This window comes from Pseudobutyrivibrio ruminis, from assembly GCF_015057245.1.
Classification (GTDB): Bacteria; Bacillota; Clostridia; order Lachnospirales; family Lachnospiraceae; genus Pseudobutyrivibrio; species Pseudobutyrivibrio ruminis_E.
The window spans coordinates 13,967-33,606 of record NZ_SVET01000009.1 but is presented as its reverse complement, the minus strand read 5'-3'; the positions used below and the strand labels follow the sequence as shown (position 1 = coordinate 33,606).

Genomic DNA, 19,640 nt, shown 5'->3' with positions numbered 1-19,640 from the left:
TTTGTATCGTCGGCCAATGGGCCTCCTGACACTAAGAAATCTTCGCAAGCTCGATTTTTAGTGCCATTTTAATTAGCAACCTTAACCATTGAATGACGTACTACTGAATCATTGTACATGTAGCCCTTCTGGAATTCTTCTACGACGATGTTCTCGCCAACCTCATCATCCTCAACATGCATTACTGCATTGTGGAAATCAGGATTGAATTCCTTTCCTACAGCCTCGATAGGCTTAACGCCTACTTCCTCGAGAGTTGTAAGTAACTGCTTGTATATCATGAGCATTCCATCAGCAAATGGATCTGCCCCTTCCTCAACTGTAGCAAGACCTCTTTCGAAGTTATCAACTACAGGAAGAACCTTTTCAATGATGGCCTTTGCGCCATTTCCAAACATCTGAGCCTTTTCCTGCTCTGTACGACGACGGAAGTTTTCGAATTCTGCCATCTGACGAGTAACTCTATCAGTAAGCTGCTCTATCTGCTCATCACGCTTATCTTTCTTCTTTTCTTTTTTCTTGAATGGCTTCTTGCCATCCTTTTCCTCTTTTGAAGATTCCTCTGAAGTGTTTTCCTCAGAAGCCTCTGTTACTTCAGCTTCCTCAGCCGTAGCTTCTGCATTTTCCATCGCTTCCGCATTTTCCATAGCTTCTTTAACTGCTTCTTCAGTAGAGAACTCTTCCATGTTTTCTTTATTCTCTGCCACGAATTTACATCTCCTTAATTTCTTTATCCTTTATTTCTGTCAGCCTCATTTTTAAGTAGTTTATCTAGCTGACCTTTAAGACTTTTTATATTGTCAACAACATTTTCGTAATCCATTCGCTTTGGACCAACGATACCAATTGTACCTTTGACTCCTTCGCCAAGCTCATATGTTGCTGTAACAATCGAACAATCCTTCATTGTAGATATTGGAGATTCGTCTCCGATATAAACCTGAATTCCTGTGTTCTCACTTTCACTTGAGCTGTCATTGAGAAGCTCTATGAGTGATTGCTTTTCTTCGAATGTATCTAATAATTCAGATGCTTTCTTTGAATCAGCAAGCTCTGGATACTTGAAGATGTTGGTAGCACCTGAAGTGTAAACCTGTAAATCATCACCTTCAGTGATTGTCTCTGCTACGGTATCAAGTACCTGCTCTACAATCTCATCATGGATACCGGCCTGCTCCTTTAATCTGGAAATAACTGCCAAATTGATTTGATCAACCGTCAGACCATTTAGGTTTGTGTTAAGAAGCATGTTAAGCTTTAACATTGTCTCATTATCAAGTGGCTTATCCACATTGATGATTTTATTCTTAACAATGTTGCCATCCATGACAACTACTGAAAGCACCTGATGTTCGTCCACAGCTGAAAGCTGAACGAACTTTAATCTATTTGAAACAACTGAAGGAGCTGAAACAAGTGTTGCATACTGTGTGTTGTTTGCCAGTGTCTTTGCTACGTTCTTAAGAAGGCTTTCCATCTTTTCAGTCTTCTCAATCATCCACTCATGCATATCTGCAACTTCTTTATCCTTCTCAGCTATTAGATTGTTAACATAGAATCTGTAACCTTTATCTGAAGGAATACGACCTGCCGATGTATGTGGCTGAACGATATATCCTAAATCCTCAAGATCTGACATCTCGTTTCGGATGGTAGCTGAACTAAGATTCAAATCAGTGTATTTTGAAATTGTTCTTGAACCAACTGGCTCGCCAGTCTCAAGGTAATTCTTAATAATCGCATTTAAGATTTTTACTTTTCGCTCATCTAGTTCGATATCAGCCATACATTCACCTCTTCCCCGTTTTGTTGTTAGCACTCATCTAATTGGAGTGCTAATCATTTTCTGATGTTAATTTACACCTAGGGTCCCCTTTTGTCAACCGCCTTAAGATATTTTTTATACTTTCTTTATAATGTTATATAATTGTTATTTTTCCTAAGCTTTGGTAATATATGAAGGCAATCATTTTTGTAAATATCTTCATTAATTTGCAAAAATAATTACATTAATATAGAGGTGTTTTATGGATCAGAGTAAAATCAGAAATTTTTGCATTGTTGCACATATCGATCACGGTAAATCAACACTTGCCGATCGTATCATACAAATGACAGGTACTCTCACTGATCGTGAGATGCAGGCACAGGTTCTTGACAATATGGACCTTGAACGTGAGCGCGGTATCACTATCAAATCTCAAGCCGTTCGTATTGTTTACAAGGCTGATGACGGCAATGAATACATTTTTAACCTTATTGATACCCCTGGCCACGTTGATTTTAACTATGAAGTTTCTCGTTCACTGGCTGCCTGCGATGGCGCTATTCTTGTTGTTGATGCAGCTCAGGGTATCGAAGCTCAGACTTTAGCAAATGTATATCTTGCCTTGGATCACGATTTGGATGTTATTCCTGTCATTAACAAAATCGACTTACCTTCTGCTGATCCAGATAGAGTTATAGAAGAAATTGAGGATGTAATCGGCTTAGAAGCACATGATGCGCCTCAGATTTCAGCCAAGACAGGCCTTAATATTCACGATGTTTTGGAAGCAATCGTACATCAGCTTCCAGCTCCAACTGGTGATCCAAAGGCTCCACTTCAGGCACTTATTTTTGACTCACTTTACGACCCATACAAGGGTGTTATCGTATTCTGCCGAGTTAAGGAAGGAACCCTCAAGGTAGGCGACAGCGTAAAGATGATGGCTACCGGCGCTCAATTCGACGTAGTTGAGGTTGGATATTTCGGTGCAGGTCAATTCATTCCTTGCGATGAGCTTCCAGCAGGTATGGTTGGATACATGACAGCCTCTATCAAAAACGTTCGTGACACTCGTGTCGGTGATACTATCACTCACGCTAATGCTCCTGCAGCCGAGCCACTTCCAGGATATAAAAAGGTTAACCCAATGGTTTACTGCGGTCTTTATCCTGCAGATGGCGCTAAGTACCCAGATTTGCGTGATGCCCTGGAGAAGCTTCAGCTTAATGATGCTGCATTACAGTTCGAACCCGAGACTTCTGTCGCACTTGGCTTTGGATTCCGATGTGGTTTCCTCGGACTTCTTCATTTGGAAATAATTCAGGAACGTCTTGAGCGCGAGTACAATCTTGATTTAGTTACTACTGCTCCAGGCGTAGTATACAGAGTATACAAAACAGATGGCACAATGATTGAGCTTACAAACCCAAGCAATCTTCCAGACCCTAGTGAAATCGAATACATGGAAGAGCCAATCGTTGAAGCAGAAATCATGGTTACCAGCGAATACATCGGTGCTATTATGGACCTTTGTCAGGAGCGTCGTGGCCAGTATATTTCAATGGAATATATGGAAGAAACACGTGCACTCCTCAAATACACTCTTCCACTTAATGAAATCATTTACGATTTCTTTGATGCTCTTAAGAGCCGTTCCCGCGGATACGCATCATTCGATTACGAAATGAAGGGATATATGAAATCTGAGCTTGTTAAGCTTGATATCCTTATTAATAAGGAAGAGGTGGATGCACTTTCATTCATCGTCTTCTCTGGTACTGCTTACGAGAGAGGCCGCAAGATGTGCGAAAAGCTCAAGGAAGAAATTCCACGTCATCTCTTTGAAATACCTATCCAGGCTGCAGTTGGTTCAAAGGTTATTGCCCGCGAAACTGTAAAAGCTATGCGTAAGGACGTACTTGCAAAATGCTACGGTGGTGATATCAGTAGAAAGAAGAAGCTTCTTGAAAAGCAAAAGGAAGGTAAAAAACGAATGCGTCAGGTTGGAAATGTAGAAATACCACAGTCAGCTTTCATGAGTGTTCTTAAATTAGACGAGGATTAAAATGACTCCTATCGAACTATATATACATATACCATTCTGTGTAAAAAAATGTTTATATTGCGACTTCCTTTCAGGAGTGTTTGATGAAAAAATGCAGCGACGTTATGTCGCTGCTTTATGCACTGAAATAAAATATATGGCAAACCAGGTCCATGGCGTTGAAGTAGCTACGATTTATGTTGGCGGCGGTACCCCATCTTGGCTTTCCGAAGATTTGATGGATTCAATTATTACCACCATAAAATCATCCTTCAGAGTCAATCCATTAGCAGAAATATCTGTTGAATGTAACCCAGGGACACTGTCGGCTGAAAAGCTCAATGTATACCGTAGCGTTGGAATCAACAGACTATCCATTGGTCTGCAATCAGCAAATGACGATGAATTAAAGGAGCTTGGACGAATCCACGACTACAATCGTTTTCTCCACACCTTTGATTTAGTTCGTAAAGCAGGCTTTGACAATGTAAATGTGGATATCATGACAGGATTACCTCACCAAACAGTGGAAAAACTCGAACGTACCCTAAACGCAGTCACTATGCTTCGACCAGAGCATATCTCTGCTTACTCTTTGATTATTGAAGAAGGTACTCCATTCTACGATAAATACAAATTCGATGCTGTTAAGCAACACGCTGGAATGGAAACTGAAGATTTACCTACAGACGAAGAATCTTATCATTTATACAAATTCACAATGGACTACCTTGAAAAGAAAGGTTATAAACGATACGAGATTTCCAACTATGCCCGCGGTGGAAAGGTTTGCCGCCACAATTTAGGCTATTGGGACCGTGTTCCATACTTAGGACTTGGCCTTGGCGCTGCTACCCTTTATCAAAACAGGCGTGCAGACAACATTCGTGACATATACAAATACTGCGAAATAGCTGAACAGATTGCAGAAGGCAAGGAAGTTCCTACTAAGCTATCCTCACCTTTCTATTGCGATGAAAATGCCCTTTCCAAAAAGGAAGCTATGGAAGAATTCATGTTCCTCGGCCTTAGAAAAATAGACGGCGTCAATCGCTCAGACTTCTTCAATATGTTTGGAATCGATATCGAAGCAATATATGGTCCAATTATTACTGCCCTTCGAAATCAAGGCTTTATGGACGCTAAAGAAGGACGCTTGTTCCTTACTGACATAGGAATAGATGTAAGCAATCAGGTTCTTGCTCAATTTTTATTAGATAAGTAGAAATATTTACATTATTTCAATAAAAATATTCTCAAACTATTGACAACCAGGGATTCATTAACTATTATATTTGAGTATGCGTTGAACTGTCCGTGTCCGGCTACAACGTATTTAATTTGAACATTTTATAATTATACAAATTGGAGGTGTAGCAACACATGGCAAATATTAAGTCTGCTAAGAAGCGTGTTCAGGTAACAGCTATCAGAACAGAGCGTAATAAGGCAATCAGATCAGAGGTTAAGACATACGTTAAGCGTGTTGAGGCTGCTGTAGAAGCTGGTGATAAGGCTGTTGCAGAGGCTGAGCTTAAGGCTGCTATCAAGGTTATCGAGATGGCTGGTTCTAAGGGCGTTTACCACGACAACACAGTTAGCCGTAAGGTATCTCGTCTTTCAAAGCTTGTAAACACACTTGCTTAATTTAAATACGAAATAATAAAAGCATCGGTCCCGTCAGCCGATGCTTTTTTGTTGTTATTTTTATTCTTGCTCTTCATCTTCTTCAGACTTAATAATAGCTTCTGCTATATCTTCTTTCCAGAACTCTCCTGTCTTAATTCGTTTTATCCCTGACTTATCGCTCTTGCCTCTTATAGCCTCAATTTGTTTTGTTGCGATATATCTCTGTAGAAAAGCTGCATGGTCTGATGAAATTGTGCATCCACTGAAAATGCCACCATTCTCATCGTCCTTCTGGTTTACAATTCTTCCAAAAAACTTTCCTACTTCCCTTTCACCATCCTCACTATTCTCTGTAAGATGTAATATAAACTCTCGATTTGGATCAATTTGAGAACCTAAAGGCTCTACAAATCCAACTCCGCAATATGATAAATCTCGAACGATAACCGAATACATTATATCGTCCTGCTCTACCTCCATGACCTTATCAATATTGATGCGCACTCCACGACGTCTATTATATTTATTTCCCTCTTCTAATAAGGGTAATACAACGTGGATTGCACGCCCTGACGAAAAAGTGAATCTATATATTTTGATATTTTCCCAAATAAAAACACCTTGATCATTCACTACTATCAAATCAAGTTTTGAAACGCTTCCAGTAAAATCTACTTCTCTAACAGAGTCCTGCCACATTTGAATAATGTTCTCTATTGGGATACCTTTATTACCAAACTTAGCAGCAAATTCTTCTTGCTCTTTTTCATCTAAAACAGCATACTCCGTCGGCAACTCCAACTTTTTATTCTCAAGAGTTGCTTGCACTGAGATGCGCGCTTTTTCAGTCACATCTGAAATATGTAATTTAGTAATCGCCTTTTCTTTATTCATATCTTAATTTTAACAAAGATAAAAGTTCCTGACTACTAGAGAATTAGCCCTTATATCCAATATCTTTCGTAACAAATACTTCACACAATTTGCATGATTTATCGCACAGTATTATGTATATTAAAGAGGGAGTATAAAAACGCAATGAGGGCGATAATTTGAAACAATACAATTATGAACTTGAGAATACATCTCATATAGAAAATGTACTGAATTCTTTGCATAAAGAAATCGGCAATGATTCTTATTCATCAATTCTATTTCATATTTATACAAACGGTATCGATAAGTCAGAAGTAGACATCGTTATTTCTGAAATTCTTGATGCCTTTCCAACTGCGTCAATTGGCGGAACCAGCACCAACGGTGGTATTTGCGATGGCCATCTAGTTGACGAAGGAATGATTATTTCTGTTTCAGTTTTTGAAAGCACATCAACACAAGTAAAACTTTTCAAATGCATTCCAGGAAATGAAGACGCTATTGGCAAAAGTATCTCTGATTTCATTGATTCAACGAATAATATCGTTGCCGCCGAATTACTTATTACCCTCAAATCGATTAACAGTCATATCATTTTAAATAACGTAGAAAAATGCCATAAAGATATTTTCGTATTCGGCGGAGGAAGTGCCGCCGTCACAATATCTGATGATAATACCTGTGTAATAGATGAGAATGACATCTCTCCTAATGGTGTCCTTGTGATAACCTATTCTGGCCCAGATTTCCATATCGATGTACATCATGCAATAGGTTGGAAGGCATTAGGTAAGGAATTAAAAGTCACAAAAATCAAAGGCAAGCAGCTGTTTGAAATCAATAATACCCCTGCCGGCGTCGTATATAGCAAGTATTTGGATATTCAAGCTGACGAAAACTTCTTTTCAAACATACTAGAATTTCCAATAATGTCTCATCAGCATGGCAATGAAGTATTACGATTACCATTTTCATGTAATCACGAAGATAACTCTATTATTCTTGCAGCTGATATCGACCCAGGAACTCCAATCAATCTTTCCTACGGTGATCCTGATGTTATAAAAGAAGATGTAATTGCTCTTGTAAAAAAAGTAAAGGCCTTCGCACCACAAGCAATATTCTTGTACAGCTGCGGAGTCCGACGACTTTACTGGAAATACCTTATTAACAAGGAAACAGCACCATTTGCAGCCATCTCTCCAACTTCTGGATTCTACTCAAGCGGAGAGATTATGCGCATGGGTGACCACATCATTGAGCATCATGTCACATTGATAGCAATTGGCATGCGTGAAGGTGAAAAGGCTATTGTTCAGCCATCATTTAATGGCGACAAAGCTTTGCCTATACCAGAAGAGCAAAAAATGCACAGTCAGGTTTCTATGGTACGTCGTTTGGCCAACTTTATTAACGTCACAGCTGCTGAGCTTCAAGAGGCCAACGAAAAACTTCAGGAAATTGCAGATACCGATGAGCTAACAGGGTTATACAACCGCCGTATGCTCAACAAACTTGTTTCAAACGCTATTGATAGAGCGAATAAAAACGGCTTTGATATGATTATCGGTATTGTGGATATTGATAATTTTAAAGAAATTAATGATACATATGGTCATACCATGGGTGATATCGTTCTAAAAGAGCTTTCCAAGCAGCTGGATAACGAAGTTGAAAAACTCCCTAGCGGAATTATCGGACGCTGGGGCGGCGAAGAATTCTTGTTTATCGCCCCTACATTAAAGCTAGATGAAGTTTCATCCAATATTGAAGAAGCCAGAAAACGAGTCTCCAGCATAAAATTTGATGGAATAGACTCTCCTACAGTAAGTCTTGGACTCACCGCTTTCATCGCGGGAGACACCGCTGAATCAGTGTTTAAACGAGCCGATGCAGCTTTATATGAAGCCAAAGAAACTGGCAAAAACAAAATATGTATAAAATAAAAAATAAAGCTCTGTCCCATGCATAGGGACAGAGCCTTTTATTTACCTGCATATTTCATAATAATAAGTTCTACAGCCAGCTTTTCATCCAAGCGACCAGTCTTAAACTGCTCCTCAAAATCAGCCGCATCATTTAATAGATTTGTAATTTCCTTTGCAGAAAAATTGTTAGCCAGCTGCATTGTACGCTTCACAGCAAAATCAGGCATTCCCACTTTGCTTGCTATCGTTCCTGCATTGTTGCCATATGCCGACAACTCCTTGATAACCTTCATCTGCCTGAACTGGCGAACTATCATAGTCAAGATTCTCATAGGAGGTTCCTTTGCAGAAAGCATATCCTGATACAAATCCAATGTCTTTTTCAAATCCTTGGCAGAAATAGCATTTAGCATATCGAAAATCTTTGTCTCGACCCGGGCAATACAGATAGCATTGACGTCCTCCAAAGTTATCTGATTCCTATCCCCTACATAAGAAACAAGCTTATCAAGCTCCGTAGCCATGTTATCCATTGAGTCGTGAGTCATGTTCAAAAACTGAGACCAGGCATCCCGTTTCATTTGTTTGCCAGCAGCATTTAGCTGACCACCAACCCATTTAGCCAAGACACTTTCATTAGGCATATTCATCTCTATGTCTCGACCTGCGGCTTTTGCTGCCTTATATAGCTTTCCTCTTTTATCTGCAGAAGGCTCAACAAAAATAAATATAGTGAAATCCGGAATACTAGATAGATAGTTGCCCAAATCCTCAGGCATCTTTTTTCCAAATCCGCTATTTTCTATAAGAATGACTCTGTGCTCAGCAAAAAATGGCATTGTCTCAGCCTGATCAATAACCTGGCCTACGTTGATGCCATTGTCCTCGTATTTGGTGAAGTTCATATTATCCCCTTCATTTACAAGAGCCTTCAAAAGCTTATTCTTGTATTGAAGCTTTAAATAGTCTTCCTCACCATAAAGCAAATATATATTTTGAAATTGTCCTGAACTAATATCCTCATCTATACGTCTCATAGGTAAAAGTATAGCCTAAATCCAGATTAACTACTAGTGAATATTGAAAAGAAATAATATTCAATAAACTAATCCCATTCGTTAGAAAACTCTGGAATAAAGCTCTCCTTTGCTACTTTTCTATCCTGTATAAAGGCGTTTTCTACGCCCAAATCCAAAGCGTAATTAATAAGACTATCGTATTCACGTTTGGTAACTCTTCTATTTAATTCAGGGCATTTTGAAGCTATATGAGGCATAGGTGTATACTGGCTCATCATGCTGATAAAAACACTATTCTGATAGTTATCAAATAAATATTTAATAATTGCTTTGGCGTCATTTACATGACCTGGCAGTAAAAGCTGTCTAACTATGACACCTGATTTAACAAAACCTTGCTCGTCAAACTGCACTGATGGACACTGGCGAACCATCTCAGCAATAGCCGCTTTTGCAACTTCCGGATAATCTGAAGCGTGGGAATAATTACCAGCCAATGATTCATCCATATATTTAAAGTCAGGCAGATATACATCCACTATTCCATCTAGGAGTTTCAACGATTCCACCTTCTCATAACCACTGGTATTGTAAATAACCGGTATTTCAAGGCGGTTTCCATCATCTAAACCTGCTTTAGCCAGCTTCACCGCTTGAACAATCTGTGGAATATAGTGAGTGCCTGTTACGAGATTTATATTATTAGCCCCTTGCTTTTGAAGCTTAATAAACTGATTTGCCAATTCTTCTACAGAGATTTCCTTGCCAACCTTTCCATGGCTTATCTCTTCATTCTGACAAAACACGCAGTGAAGATTACATCCTGAAAAAAACACAGCTCCGCTGCCGCTTTCTCCTGAAATACATGGTTCCTCCCAATAATGCAAGGCGATTCTGGCTATCTTAAGCTTATCAGATACCTGACATATCCCTCTTGAATTTACTCTATTAACTTTGCAATCTCTAGGACAAAGCCTACATTCATTCATAATTTCCATAATAAACAAAAAAGTGCCTGGCATTAAAACCAGGCACCATATCTTTTAATTATTTATTGCGACCCTTTGTCTTGATTTCATTAACAATAAGCTCTACAAACTCATCAAATGAAACTGTTGTAGTGCCCTGCTCGCCGTGAAGTCTGTATGAAACTGTTCCTTCAGCCTCCTCATTCTTACCAAGTACAGCAAGATAAGGAACCTTCTGGATCTGTGCTTCACGCATCTTGTATCCAAGCTTCTCTGAACGAGTATCAAACTCAACACGTACATCGGCATCGTTAAGAGCATCAACAAGCTTCTGTGCATATGCGTTAAGCTCTTCATCATCATTCTTTACAGGAAGCACCTTAACCTGTGTAGGTGCAAGCCAAAGTGGAAGATTTCCCTTTGTCTCCTCAAGAATGTAAGCCATAAATCTATCAAGTGAACCAAGGATAGCTCTATGGATAACTACAGGTGTCTGCTTGTTAGACTCTGCATCTGTGTATGTAAGATCAAACTTAGCTGGTAAGCAGAAGTCAAGCTGGCATGTAGAAAGTGTAATCTCGTTACCAATAGCTGGCTTAACGTTAACATCAAGCTTTGGTCCGTAGAATGCTGCCTCTCCAATTTCTTCTGTGAACTCAATACCGATTTCTGTAAGAGTCTCACGAAGAGCCTGCTCTGCTGTGTTCCACATCTCATCATCCTGGTGATACTTCTTTGTATCAGCTGGATCACGAAGTGAAAGAACACATCTGTAATCTGTGATACCGAAATCTTCGTATGTGCTGAAGATAAGATCACAAACGCCCTTAACCTCATCCTTAATCTGCTCCTGTGTACAGAAGATATGTGAATCGTTCTGACAGAAGTGACGTCCTCTCTCAATACCCTTAAGTGTTCCTGAAGACTCGAAACGGAAATCGTGAGCGATTTCAGCGATACGAATTGGAAGCTCCTTGTATGAGTGTGGACGGTTAGCATAGATTCTCATATGGTGTGGGCAGTTCATTGGACGAAGAACAAAGTTCTCTCCCTCAACTTCCATAGCTGGGAACATGTTCTCCTTGTAGTGATCCCAGTGACCTGATGTCTGATAAAGCTGAACTGTACCAACGCATGGTGTCATAACGTGAAGGTAACCAAGCTTACGTTCTTTATTGCGGATGTAATTCTCAAGCTCTGTCCAAATTGTATAACCGTTTGGAAGGTACATTGGAAGTCCCTTACCAATTAAATCGTCAGCCATGAAAAGCTGCATATCCTTGCCAATCTTTCTGTGATCACGCTCTTTTGCTTCCTCAAGAAGTGCAAGATGCTCATCAAGCTGCTCCTGTGTTGGGAAGCAAACACCGTATACACGGTTAAGCACCTGATTGTTAGCATCACCCTTCCAATAAGCACCAGAGTGCTTAACAAGCTTGAAGTAACGGCAAAGCTTTACGTTATCAACGTGAGGTCCACGGCAAAGATCAGTGAAATCTCCCTGATCGTAGCAAGAAATAACTGTTGAATCCTCGTCCATATTATTGATAAGGTCTACCTTGTAAGGATCGTCCTTGAACTCTTCCAAAGCCTCAGCCTTAGAAATCTCACGACGATAAATCTTAGCTCCTGTCTTAGCGACCTTCTTCATTTCTTTTTCGATTTTTGCGATATCCTCATCTGTAAGCATAACATCGCCAAGGTCCATATCATAGTAGAATCCTTCCTCTACAACAGGACCAACCCAAAACTTAGCGTTTGGATAAAGATGCTTTACAGCCTGTGCCATCATATGAGCACATGAGTGATTGAGAGTGTTTAATGCCTCATCTTCTTTAAAATTAACCATTGCTTTTCTCCTTTTAAAATGTAATGAAATCTTAGTACATTACCAAGGGTGTAAAATAAAAAACACCCATAGGAAAGCTACTTCTAGCAATCCTAAGGGTGCATCATTCATTTTAATACACGGTTCCACCTTAGTGTTTCACTCATTTTGTCTTTAACGGAACTACCCGGAGACGCTTCACCAAATGGCTTCTACGCTCAGCTCGAGAATGGTGTTCATAAATGCTTCCGCTAGACGCTTCCAGCCTAGGCGTCCTCTCTCTTAGCTTTCACAAATACTACTGTTTCTGTCATCGCTTTTCGTGTCTTATCCTACCACAAAAATACTGTTAAATCAATAAAACAGTTTGGTTATATTATATTCATTAAAGTCGCTCTATAACTCTTTTTGCCCAGTCAAGCTCCCATTTGATTCTTACGTTCAAAATTTCAGCCTGTTGATTTAAAAGATTATCAATTGTCTCTTGTTTTGACGTCATAAGCTTCATATCCTGGCAGTTTTCGTACATGTCATTGTACTGAGAGACCTTGTTTCTATATTCATTTTTCAGCATGGAAGGCACACCCTCTTTGTCGTATATGCTCTCAACCTTCTCATGCACCTGTATCATCTTGTCGTATAATTCTTTTAGCTTTTCTTCGTTCATTTTTAGTCCTTATAATTAATTTTTATTGTCTTAGATTAGGCGATTGTTCAAATGATTGTGATTAGTTTTCATACTGTCCTTCAAAGATAGTATCTAAAAGGTTATCCTCACTATCATATACCAATTTTAGCGAGAAAAACTCACATTTTCCCTCCTGGTCCTGATTCTTTAAGAGCTTCAAGAAAGCCCTGTCGCCCTCCCAAAGATTTAGGTCCATCACTTTATCAATATCAACCCAAGTCAGCTCACCTTCGCTACAAGATTCTGCCAAATCCCCAGAGAAATCATCGCTGGTAAAAAGTATAGCATGCTCAGTCTCATCTCCCATAACGAAAGTGATATAGCCTCGCATTTTTACAGAATTTAGTGTCAATCCAGTCTCTTCCATTACCTCTCGCTTAATGCAATCGGTTGGAGACTCCCCCTCTTCCACATGTCCACCAACACCAATATATTTTCCAGCATTAATATCATGCTCCTTCTTGGTGCGGTGAAGCATCAAATATTTATTATCTTTTATTAAATAACATAATGTCGTAAGTGTCATATTTTTCCTATTCTAATATCAAAGTCACTTTACATTATATATCTTTTAATTTTTTCTTCTACTAGTTTCACATCAATTCCAATTCATTTCATTTCCACGGTAGTCCCTACTGCACTTATGATATTGTTTTTATCTATGCAGTAATCGTTTATATGATGATTACTGCTCAGATGCTAATAATTTTAATCATGCAGTAGTCTCTTTCATATTGGCTACTGCTCTAATGCTGATAGCTTTATCTATGCAGTAGACTTGCTGATAATTACTACTGCTTAAACTGCTAATCATCAAATTTTGCAGTAGCTTCTCCAATACAAGTACTGCTTAATCAATTTTCCTGACAAACATGCAGTATTGCATTGGCACATCACTACTGCACTGAAAACATTATTTCTATCATGCAGTATTATTACAAAAGATAATCTTTTATTTTTTTCTCAATCAAATAAATGTCCAGACTAACGCCACTTGACTCTGTCGATATTATGAGATTCTCCCCCAATATAATCCCAGATTTTTCATATTTAGCAAGCTTTTCAAGATTCTTCTCAGAATAATTATCGTCTGACGCTAGTCCAAAGTGTTCCCAATAATATGTCTTTCTTTCTCTAATGTTTAAAATAGCAAAATCAGGATAACATTTCTGTCCATTATAAAGAACTATATGAGGTTCATAACAATAAACCAAACCATAACTATTAAACAGATCTGCCAATATTTTTTCTGACTTTGACCTAACACGTTCTCCTCTATTAGTAGCATATAGCATGCTTATTTCTATAGAATTTTCGTTTCCCAAATGTTTTGCTCGCCAAGATATGATAAACTCTTCATCTGGCATTACTATTGGTTCTATCAACTGCTTTCTTCCATCCGATAATCCTTTTAGTAATTCCCCTATAAAGCTGTCACTATACTTGTTCACGAAACTCCAAATTACCTTTTCTTGGCATTCTATTTCTTTTAACAGTTTGACATAATAATCTTTCTGCGCTAGTCTAGTTGCCAGTATTCTATTTGTCGCAGGTATATATTCTACGCTGCCTTCATTTGTTCGATAGTAATATTGAAACCATTTATTTGATTTTCTGACCACTAGAGAATATCCACTGACGTCGGCATATTCTTTCAATTGCTGCTTCACATAATCTTTTTGTTCTCTTATTCTTTGTAATTCCTTCTTTAATTCATCTATTTTCATATATAACCTTTCTTAATAGTATACTTAATACTGCATGACTCATCATTTGCTCCTCCCGCAGTAGTCCTCATAATGATTACTACAGCATTTTTCTCATTTCTATCCGACATGCTGTATAGGGATTTCAACAATCTACTACTCAAATAATCATTCATAATTTCTTGCTGTAGGCTCAGTCGTCCTCCCTACTGCGCTATTACCCGATTCTTATATTCTGCAGTAGTCATCCCTCAAATCACTACTGCACAATCAGATTTCCATGATATCTTACAGTAGCCATTCCCCAATTCACTACTGCATAATCTGATTTCCATACAAATATGCGCTAGACCACGCCATACTTCTACTGTAAAACATTCAAAGCTACAAAAATGCAGTAGCCAACTATCTAATATCACTGCGATTCCTGTATAAACACATCAACTCCCCCTGCCCTCGCTCTCACGCGGCCGGAGTCCATGGTGTAATAAATGTTTCTCGCCGCGGCCTCAATGCGTTCAACGGCTTCAGCAGCTGGATGGCCGTAGCGATTTACCTTGGCACAACTAATAACAGCAACATCAGGTGACAATAGGGACAAGAACTCTGAATCAGAGCTGAATCGACTGCCATGATGGCTAACTTTTAGAAGGTCAACATGGCCTAAATTTCCGGACTGGGCAATAGATATTTCTTGCTCAGCACCTAAATCTCCTCCAAAGAATCCTGAGTAATCAACAGTTCCGTCACCATCCTTGTCATACTCCATCAACAGTGCCAATGACAGTGCATTAATGTCATCGCTGACCACTCCATCAAAAGGATATACGCAAGTAAATGTGAGATGTCTACTGCCACACTTATCTCCCTGGTTCATGTATAGAACATTGGTGCCATTAGCTTTACATAATTCCAGTAACTGGCTCAAAGTATCGTCGCTAGGTATCTCTGCTGAAAGCACAATATTATCGATTCTATACCCAGACTCAAGTAGTTCTAATACTCCTGATACATGATCCATATCCATATGAGACAAAAACCAATAATCAATATGACTAGCTCCTTTATATTTGAGAAAAGGCATCAAGGTATATTTTCCAACAGCGTCCGAGCTTGTACTTCCACCATCAATGCAAAACCTGACTCCATCTTGTGAAGAAACATATATTCCATCCCCCTGTCCAACATCCAAGATATCCACTTCGAATGATTGTTTAGAAGGGATGAACCATGTGCAAATAACAACTATGAAAAGGGCCATTGTAACAAGCATTTTACTTCGTATATACGATATTCTGGTTCTTGGATTAATTAGTTCAGCATCAATATGGTTATTAAACAATTCAGAAAGCCGCCATGCAAAAAATATTAATACGTAATAAATAACAATTCTTAGAATTTCCCGATGCCCAACGATTGCATTAGCATTTGGTAGTTTCGAAAACATTGACGCTATCATCTCAAAAATGTAAATAACAAAATGACATGGCATCAGAATAAGCTTTCCCAGTGGTAAATAGATTAGTCCAAGAAAGCCACCAAGCAAACCTAGCCCAAGCAGCACCGGCATAAGTGGCAAGATTAATAAATTAAGCATTGAAGAATAAACCGGAGTTTCATGATACATTTGAGTAACAATGGGAAGCATGGCCCCGTATATACCAATAGAAAAAATAAAGCTAGATACGAAATATTCAACAATAACTCTATGGATTGGCTTTTTAATTGCTTTTCCAAAGCCGTCATCTGATTTCATAAGCTTTTTTCTTTCGTTACAATACTTTCCATATATCCCACTTAAAGGCAGTGCTACATACCAAATACCAAGAATTGCTCCAAAGGAAAAAATAAAACTTCCATTTCTGATAAGCAATGGATTTCCCAGGAGTAGAAAATCCGCCACAACAGCCAGCGCTGTCAGAGAATCATATGCCTCTCCGAGTATATCCGCCAAAAGAAAAATCAGGAACATGAAAATCGCTCTCACTGAAGATATACTTCCCCCTGTAAGTAATCCGTAAAAAACAGCCACAATTCCAGCAAGGATTCCGGCACATATAAAGCTTTTTCCTCTTCGCCTCAAAAGCTTATAAAGTGACATACAAACCACAGATACATGAAGTCCAGAGACAGCCAACACATGTGCCACCCCTACAATCTGGAAAAGTTCGCGCAAATCGCCTAATAGGTCCCCCTTATTACCAATGAAGATGCTTGATAAAAAGCCCGCTTCCTCACCTGGCAAGGCAAAATGATAAACATAATCCAGAGCTTTACTAAGCTTATATAAAATATCTTTGCCAGATAATAAGCCACAGCTGTAGCCTAAAATTTCAGGATTAGACAGCTCAAAATAAAGCCCCATGGACTGATAGTAATTATTCATATCAAAAGCGCCATCATTTCTAGCCGTCAAAAAATGACTGACATTACCTTCTATATTTAGTTTGCAATAATTTGGGATTTCATCTGAATTAAATTTGAAAATAAAAGATGTATTTGAAAGTCTACCAATTTCAGAGTCAACGGTAGCATTTCTTACATAATAGAGTACACTGTCGTTTTTGATTTCCTTATGATAAATCATGCCAACAGCCTGCACCTGGATGCCATCCGGCATACAATCAGCTGCATCAGCTTTAGTATAGACCCCAAGGAAATCCCAGGGGCCATATACGCTAAAAGCAATTGTTATTATTATCAACAAGGAAATCTTACAAAGTCTTCGGCCTCGTAACATATGTCCTCCTTGTTAAATATTATTCTTCTGTTTCGGTATAGTCAAAATCGCTATCATCTTCCAAATAAAGCTCTTCGTCTTCTTCATCTTGATCAGCAAGTTCATTGATAATATCCTCATTGCGAGAAATAGACGAAGACAAGTCTACGTCCACGTTAGAGATATGTGGAGTATCTCCATTAACCAAAATCTGTACCTGCTTTATATTGTCCAATTCTGTCAACGAATTTACGATTGAGTATACAGTAACATTTTCAGTGACACCTGTTACTGTAGACTCAATAGCAGCGTCAAAGTTGACTATACATACTCCATTTTCTGAAACAGAAATAGAATTAAGCTTTGTTCCTGGTGGAATCGCTGAAAGGAGCTCATCTGAATCAGGGCCCTTCAATAATTGTTCTATAACAAGTCTCTCAATTGTAACATTACGACTGTAATAAACCTCTCTTGTTTCTGCCACTGTAGACATACCGTCCGCACTAGCAAAATATAAAGTCAGTTCTGATGAAAGTAGAGAGTCTGTCTCCTGTCCAAAATCCTCAATAAAGGTATCTGCCGTCATCGCACCTATACTATCACCATTTGAATCAGCAAGTGGCGCATCATTTACATAGATAGAAACAGATTCCACACCATCAATCTGAACTAACGTTTTTACGATAGCAGCTCTGACAAGAATCTCTGTGTAAGTATCTAATGAGTCATAGCCTCCAACTAAATATAGGCTAAGATTACCATCGTTGATTTCCCAACTTTTCGCTTCAACTTCTGATGGAATTGTATTGATATAATCTATATCATCTGGAGATTCAGCCAGCTCATTAATGGCCTCTTCTACCATTTCTGCAGTGTTATCAGACTGGAAAGTATAAGCAATTGGAACGATTCCCGCTTTATCAGATTTTAAATAATAAATCTGATAGTCCGACTCTTCATTCTTTGATCCACAAGAAACCATTGAAAGGGCTAATGTAATTGTAAGAATTAAGCTAAGTAATCTTTTCATTAGTGCACCTCCTTTTCAATGTAGTTCAGAGGAATTCGCACATCAAATGTAGAGCCTTCATTGAGCTTTGAGCGGACTTTTATTTCACCATTGTGCATAGCAATAGCACTCTTTGTAATGGCCAAACCAAGACCTGTTCCACCTATTTCTCTAGAATGAGATTTATCTGCACGATAAAATCTTTCAAAAATATGCTCCACTGAATCCTCAGGGATTCCAAGACCATTGTCTTCAACCTTGATATAGAAGAATTGGTGATCTGAATTTAATGAAATATGAACCCATCCACCTTCGTTGTTATATTTAATAGCATTTTCAACAAGATTGGTAACAACAAGTGTAAACTTGACTTCATCTACCTCTGCTACAACTGGTCTAAATGATTCGTAAACTACCTCAATATCAGATTTTTCTGCAATAGGCTTAAGTCTCTTTAGAATATGCTCAATAAGCTCATTGATGTTTACAGCTGTAACATTAAGCTGTGCGCCACTCTTATCCATTCTTACAAGACTAAGAAGGTCATTGATGATCTTGTTTTCTCTATCAATCTCATCACCAATATCCAGCATGAATTCCTTGTACATTTCGATTGGTACATCTTCTGAACCATTAAGAGAATCCGCCAAAACCTTCATAGATGTAAGTGGAGTCTTTAGCTCATGAGACACGTTTGAAACAAACTCCTGACGAGACTCATCTATAGAGTGCAGCTTTCCAATTACTTCGTTAAATTTTGAAGAAATATCCTGTAACTCTGTGAATGAATTTTCCTCTGGCATCTCACTTGTATATTCACGAACAATCGCATCTAAAGACTTAGACATGCGCTTCATTGGCTTTGTAAAGTGAATATGAGAAAGCACAGCAACAATAAGTGTCAAAGAAACAATAATAATCTCGCCTATTAACATATAGGATAGAAACGTGTCCTCATTTGTAAGGATGTAATCCATTGATTTGTTAATAACCAAAACACCAACGGTCTCTCCCTCTGAGCTGGTAAGAGGAACTGTAACAATAAGATAATTGGTAAGCTTATCATAGTAATACAAAGACTGTCCCTGCATCGAATATATAATATTCTCCCAAATAACAGTCTTTCCAACGTCAGCAGAGAAGGAATCTCTCACTATCTTTAAAGCAGAATTCACCACTAGAATTCGACCATTATAGCTTTCTGCTACCGCTTTAAGTTGTGTATCAAGTAGTGAATTATCATCCCCTGTAAGATAACCGCTTGTTACAATTTGGCTATTGTAGGAAATGGCCTGTGCCATAAGATTTGTTGCATCAGTTCTGATAGAAACTGATTCATATGCACGCATAGAAATAGGCACACAAACCACAAATGGAATGATGCCTACGCAAATGATAATAAATGCTATTTTAAAACCTATACTGCGAAAATAACCGTGACTAAATAACTTTTTCATT

The 19,640-nt window shown here is 38.6% G+C and carries 16 protein-coding genes; 4 read left to right on the top strand and 12 right to left on the bottom strand.

The features are described 5' to 3' along the window. Window positions 1-68: 68 nt before the first annotated feature. Complete coding sequence (gene grpE, locus E7274_RS08935) at window positions 69-686, bottom strand: nucleotide exchange factor GrpE (RefSeq protein WP_304175483.1); 618 nt, start codon at window positions 684-686, stop codon at window positions 69-71. A gap of 44 nt (window positions 687-730) precedes the next feature. Then, complete coding sequence (hrcA, locus tag E7274_RS08930; protein ID WP_304175384.1) at window positions 731-1,786, bottom strand: heat-inducible transcriptional repressor HrcA; 1,056 nt, start codon at window positions 1,784-1,786, stop codon at window positions 731-733. A gap of 241 nt (window positions 1,787-2,027) precedes the next feature. On the opposite strand from hrcA, the gene lepA reads away from it, so the two are divergent. The 3 genes from lepA to rpsT all read left to right on the top strand — a co-directional run bounded on the left by lepA (window position 2,028) and on the right by rpsT (window position 5,459). Continuing rightward, entirely contained in the window at window positions 2,028-3,833 is a 1,806-nt protein-coding gene (lepA, locus tag E7274_RS08925) for a translation elongation factor 4 (RefSeq protein ID WP_304175382.1), read from the top strand. A 1-nt stretch (window position 3,834) separates the two neighbouring features. Then, complete coding sequence (gene hemW, locus E7274_RS08920; RefSeq protein WP_304175380.1) at window positions 3,835-5,037, top strand: radical SAM family heme chaperone HemW; 1,203 nt, start codon at window positions 3,835-3,837, stop codon at window positions 5,035-5,037. A gap of 158 nt (window positions 5,038-5,195) precedes the next feature. Beyond that, complete coding sequence (gene rpsT, locus E7274_RS08915) at window positions 5,196-5,459, top strand: 30S ribosomal protein S20 (RefSeq protein ID WP_033153945.1); 264 nt, start codon at window positions 5,196-5,198, stop codon at window positions 5,457-5,459. Between the two features lie 60 nt (window positions 5,460-5,519). Here rpsT and E7274_RS08910 read toward each other — a convergent pair whose 3' ends face one another. Next, a complete protein-coding gene (locus E7274_RS08910) occupies window positions 5,520-6,335 on the bottom strand; it encodes a PilZ domain-containing protein (protein WP_304175378.1) in 816 nt (271 codons plus the stop codon). Between the two features lie 158 nt (window positions 6,336-6,493). Between E7274_RS08910 and E7274_RS08905 the strand changes: the two genes are divergently transcribed. Further along, window positions 6,494-8,263 carry a sensor domain-containing diguanylate cyclase gene (locus tag E7274_RS08905; RefSeq protein WP_304175376.1) on the top strand — a complete coding sequence of 590 codons (1,770 nt, stop codon included), beginning with the start codon at window positions 6,494-6,496 and terminating at the stop codon, window positions 8,261-8,263. A 38-nt stretch (window positions 8,264-8,301) separates the two neighbouring features. On the opposite strand, the gene holA is transcribed toward E7274_RS08905, so the two are convergent. The 9 genes from holA to E7274_RS08860 all read right to left on the bottom strand — a co-directional run bounded on the left by holA (window position 8,302) and on the right by E7274_RS08860 (window position 19,639). Then, window positions 8,302-9,282: a DNA polymerase III subunit delta gene (gene holA, locus E7274_RS08900; protein WP_304175375.1), complete on the bottom strand. Its 981-nt coding sequence runs from the start codon at window positions 9,280-9,282 to the stop codon at window positions 8,302-8,304. Between the two features lie 68 nt (window positions 9,283-9,350). Further along, window positions 9,351-10,253: a radical SAM protein gene (locus E7274_RS08895; RefSeq protein WP_330598828.1), complete on the bottom strand. Its 903-nt coding sequence runs from the start codon at window positions 10,251-10,253 to the stop codon at window positions 9,351-9,353. Between the two features lie 58 nt (window positions 10,254-10,311). After that, a complete protein-coding gene (gene thrS / locus E7274_RS08890; RefSeq protein ID WP_304175373.1) occupies window positions 10,312-12,081 on the bottom strand; it encodes a threonine--tRNA ligase in 1,770 nt (589 codons plus the stop codon). Window positions 12,082-12,445: 364 nt separating this feature from the next. Next, window positions 12,446-12,727, bottom strand: coding sequence for a hypothetical protein (locus E7274_RS08885; RefSeq protein WP_304175371.1), 282 nt, complete (start codon window positions 12,725-12,727; stop codon window positions 12,446-12,448). A 61-nt stretch (window positions 12,728-12,788) separates the two neighbouring features. Then, window positions 12,789-13,274, bottom strand: a complete 486-nt coding sequence (locus E7274_RS08880; RefSeq protein WP_304175369.1) for an NUDIX hydrolase — start codon at window positions 13,272-13,274, stop codon at window positions 12,789-12,791. A gap of 409 nt (window positions 13,275-13,683) precedes the next feature. Further along, entirely contained in the window at window positions 13,684-14,475 is a 792-nt protein-coding gene (locus tag E7274_RS08875) for a hypothetical protein (protein ID WP_304175367.1), read from the bottom strand. A 394-nt stretch (window positions 14,476-14,869) separates the two neighbouring features. Beyond that, window positions 14,870-17,194, bottom strand: a complete 2,325-nt coding sequence (locus tag E7274_RS08870) for a DNA internalization-related competence protein ComEC/Rec2 (RefSeq protein WP_304175365.1) — start codon at window positions 17,192-17,194, stop codon at window positions 14,870-14,872. A gap of 19 nt (window positions 17,195-17,213) precedes the next feature. After that, the gene (locus E7274_RS08865; protein WP_304175364.1) at window positions 17,214-18,203 is read right to left on the bottom strand and encodes a GerMN domain-containing protein; all 990 of its coding nucleotides are present in this window, start codon (window positions 18,201-18,203) and stop codon (window positions 17,214-17,216) included. After that, the gene (locus E7274_RS08860) at window positions 18,203-19,639 is read right to left on the bottom strand and encodes a sensor histidine kinase (RefSeq protein ID WP_304175363.1); all 1,437 of its coding nucleotides are present in this window, start codon (window positions 19,637-19,639) and stop codon (window positions 18,203-18,205) included. The genes E7274_RS08865 and E7274_RS08860 overlap by 1 nt, the downstream gene beginning before the upstream one ends. Between the last annotated feature and the right edge of the window lies 1 nt (window position 19,640).

Excerpts from the sequence above, each read along its gene's own strand:
- E7274_RS08865 (WP_304175364.1), bottom strand. The coding sequence starts at position 18,203 with ATGAAAAGATTACTTAGCTTAATTCTTACAATTACATTAGCCCTTTCA.
- hemW (WP_304175380.1), top strand. The coding sequence starts at position 3,835 with ATGACTCCTATCGAACTATATATACATATACCATTCTGTGTAAAAAAA.
- E7274_RS08870 (WP_304175365.1), bottom strand. The coding sequence starts at position 17,194 with ATGTTACGAGGCCGAAGACTTTGTAAGATTTCCTTGTTGATAATAATA.
- rpsT (WP_033153945.1), top strand. The coding sequence starts at position 5,196 with ATGGCAAATATTAAGTCTGCTAAGAAGCGTGTTCAGGTAACAGCTATC.
- E7274_RS08875 (WP_304175367.1), bottom strand. The coding sequence starts at position 14,475 with ATGAAAATAGATGAATTAAAGAAGGAATTACAAAGAATAAGAGAACAA.
- lepA (WP_304175382.1), top strand. The coding sequence starts at position 2,028 with ATGGATCAGAGTAAAATCAGAAATTTTTGCATTGTTGCACATATCGAT.
- E7274_RS08880 (WP_304175369.1), bottom strand. The coding sequence starts at position 13,274 with ATGACACTTACGACATTATGTTATTTAATAAAAGATAATAAATATTTG.
- E7274_RS08885 (WP_304175371.1), bottom strand. The coding sequence starts at position 12,727 with ATGAACGAAGAAAAGCTAAAAGAATTATACGACAAGATGATACAGGTG.
- E7274_RS08910 (WP_304175378.1), bottom strand. The coding sequence starts at position 6,335 with ATGAATAAAGAAAAGGCGATTACTAAATTACATATTTCAGATGTGACT.
- hrcA (WP_304175384.1), bottom strand. The coding sequence starts at position 1,786 with ATGGCTGATATCGAACTAGATGAGCGAAAAGTAAAAATCTTAAATGCG.
- grpE (WP_304175483.1), bottom strand. The coding sequence starts at position 686 with ATGGAAGAGTTCTCTACTGAAGAAGCAGTTAAAGAAGCTATGGAAAAT.
- thrS (WP_304175373.1), bottom strand. The coding sequence starts at position 12,081 with ATGGTTAATTTTAAAGAAGATGAGGCATTAAACACTCTCAATCACTCA.
- E7274_RS08860 (WP_304175363.1), bottom strand. The coding sequence starts at position 19,639 with ATGAAAAAGTTATTTAGTCACGGTTATTTTCGCAGTATAGGTTTTAAA.
- holA (WP_304175375.1), bottom strand. The coding sequence starts at position 9,282 with ATGAGACGTATAGATGAGGATATTAGTTCAGGACAATTTCAAAATATA.
- E7274_RS08895 (WP_330598828.1), bottom strand. The coding sequence starts at position 10,253 with ATGAATGAATGTAGGCTTTGTCCTAGAGATTGCAAAGTTAATAGAGTA.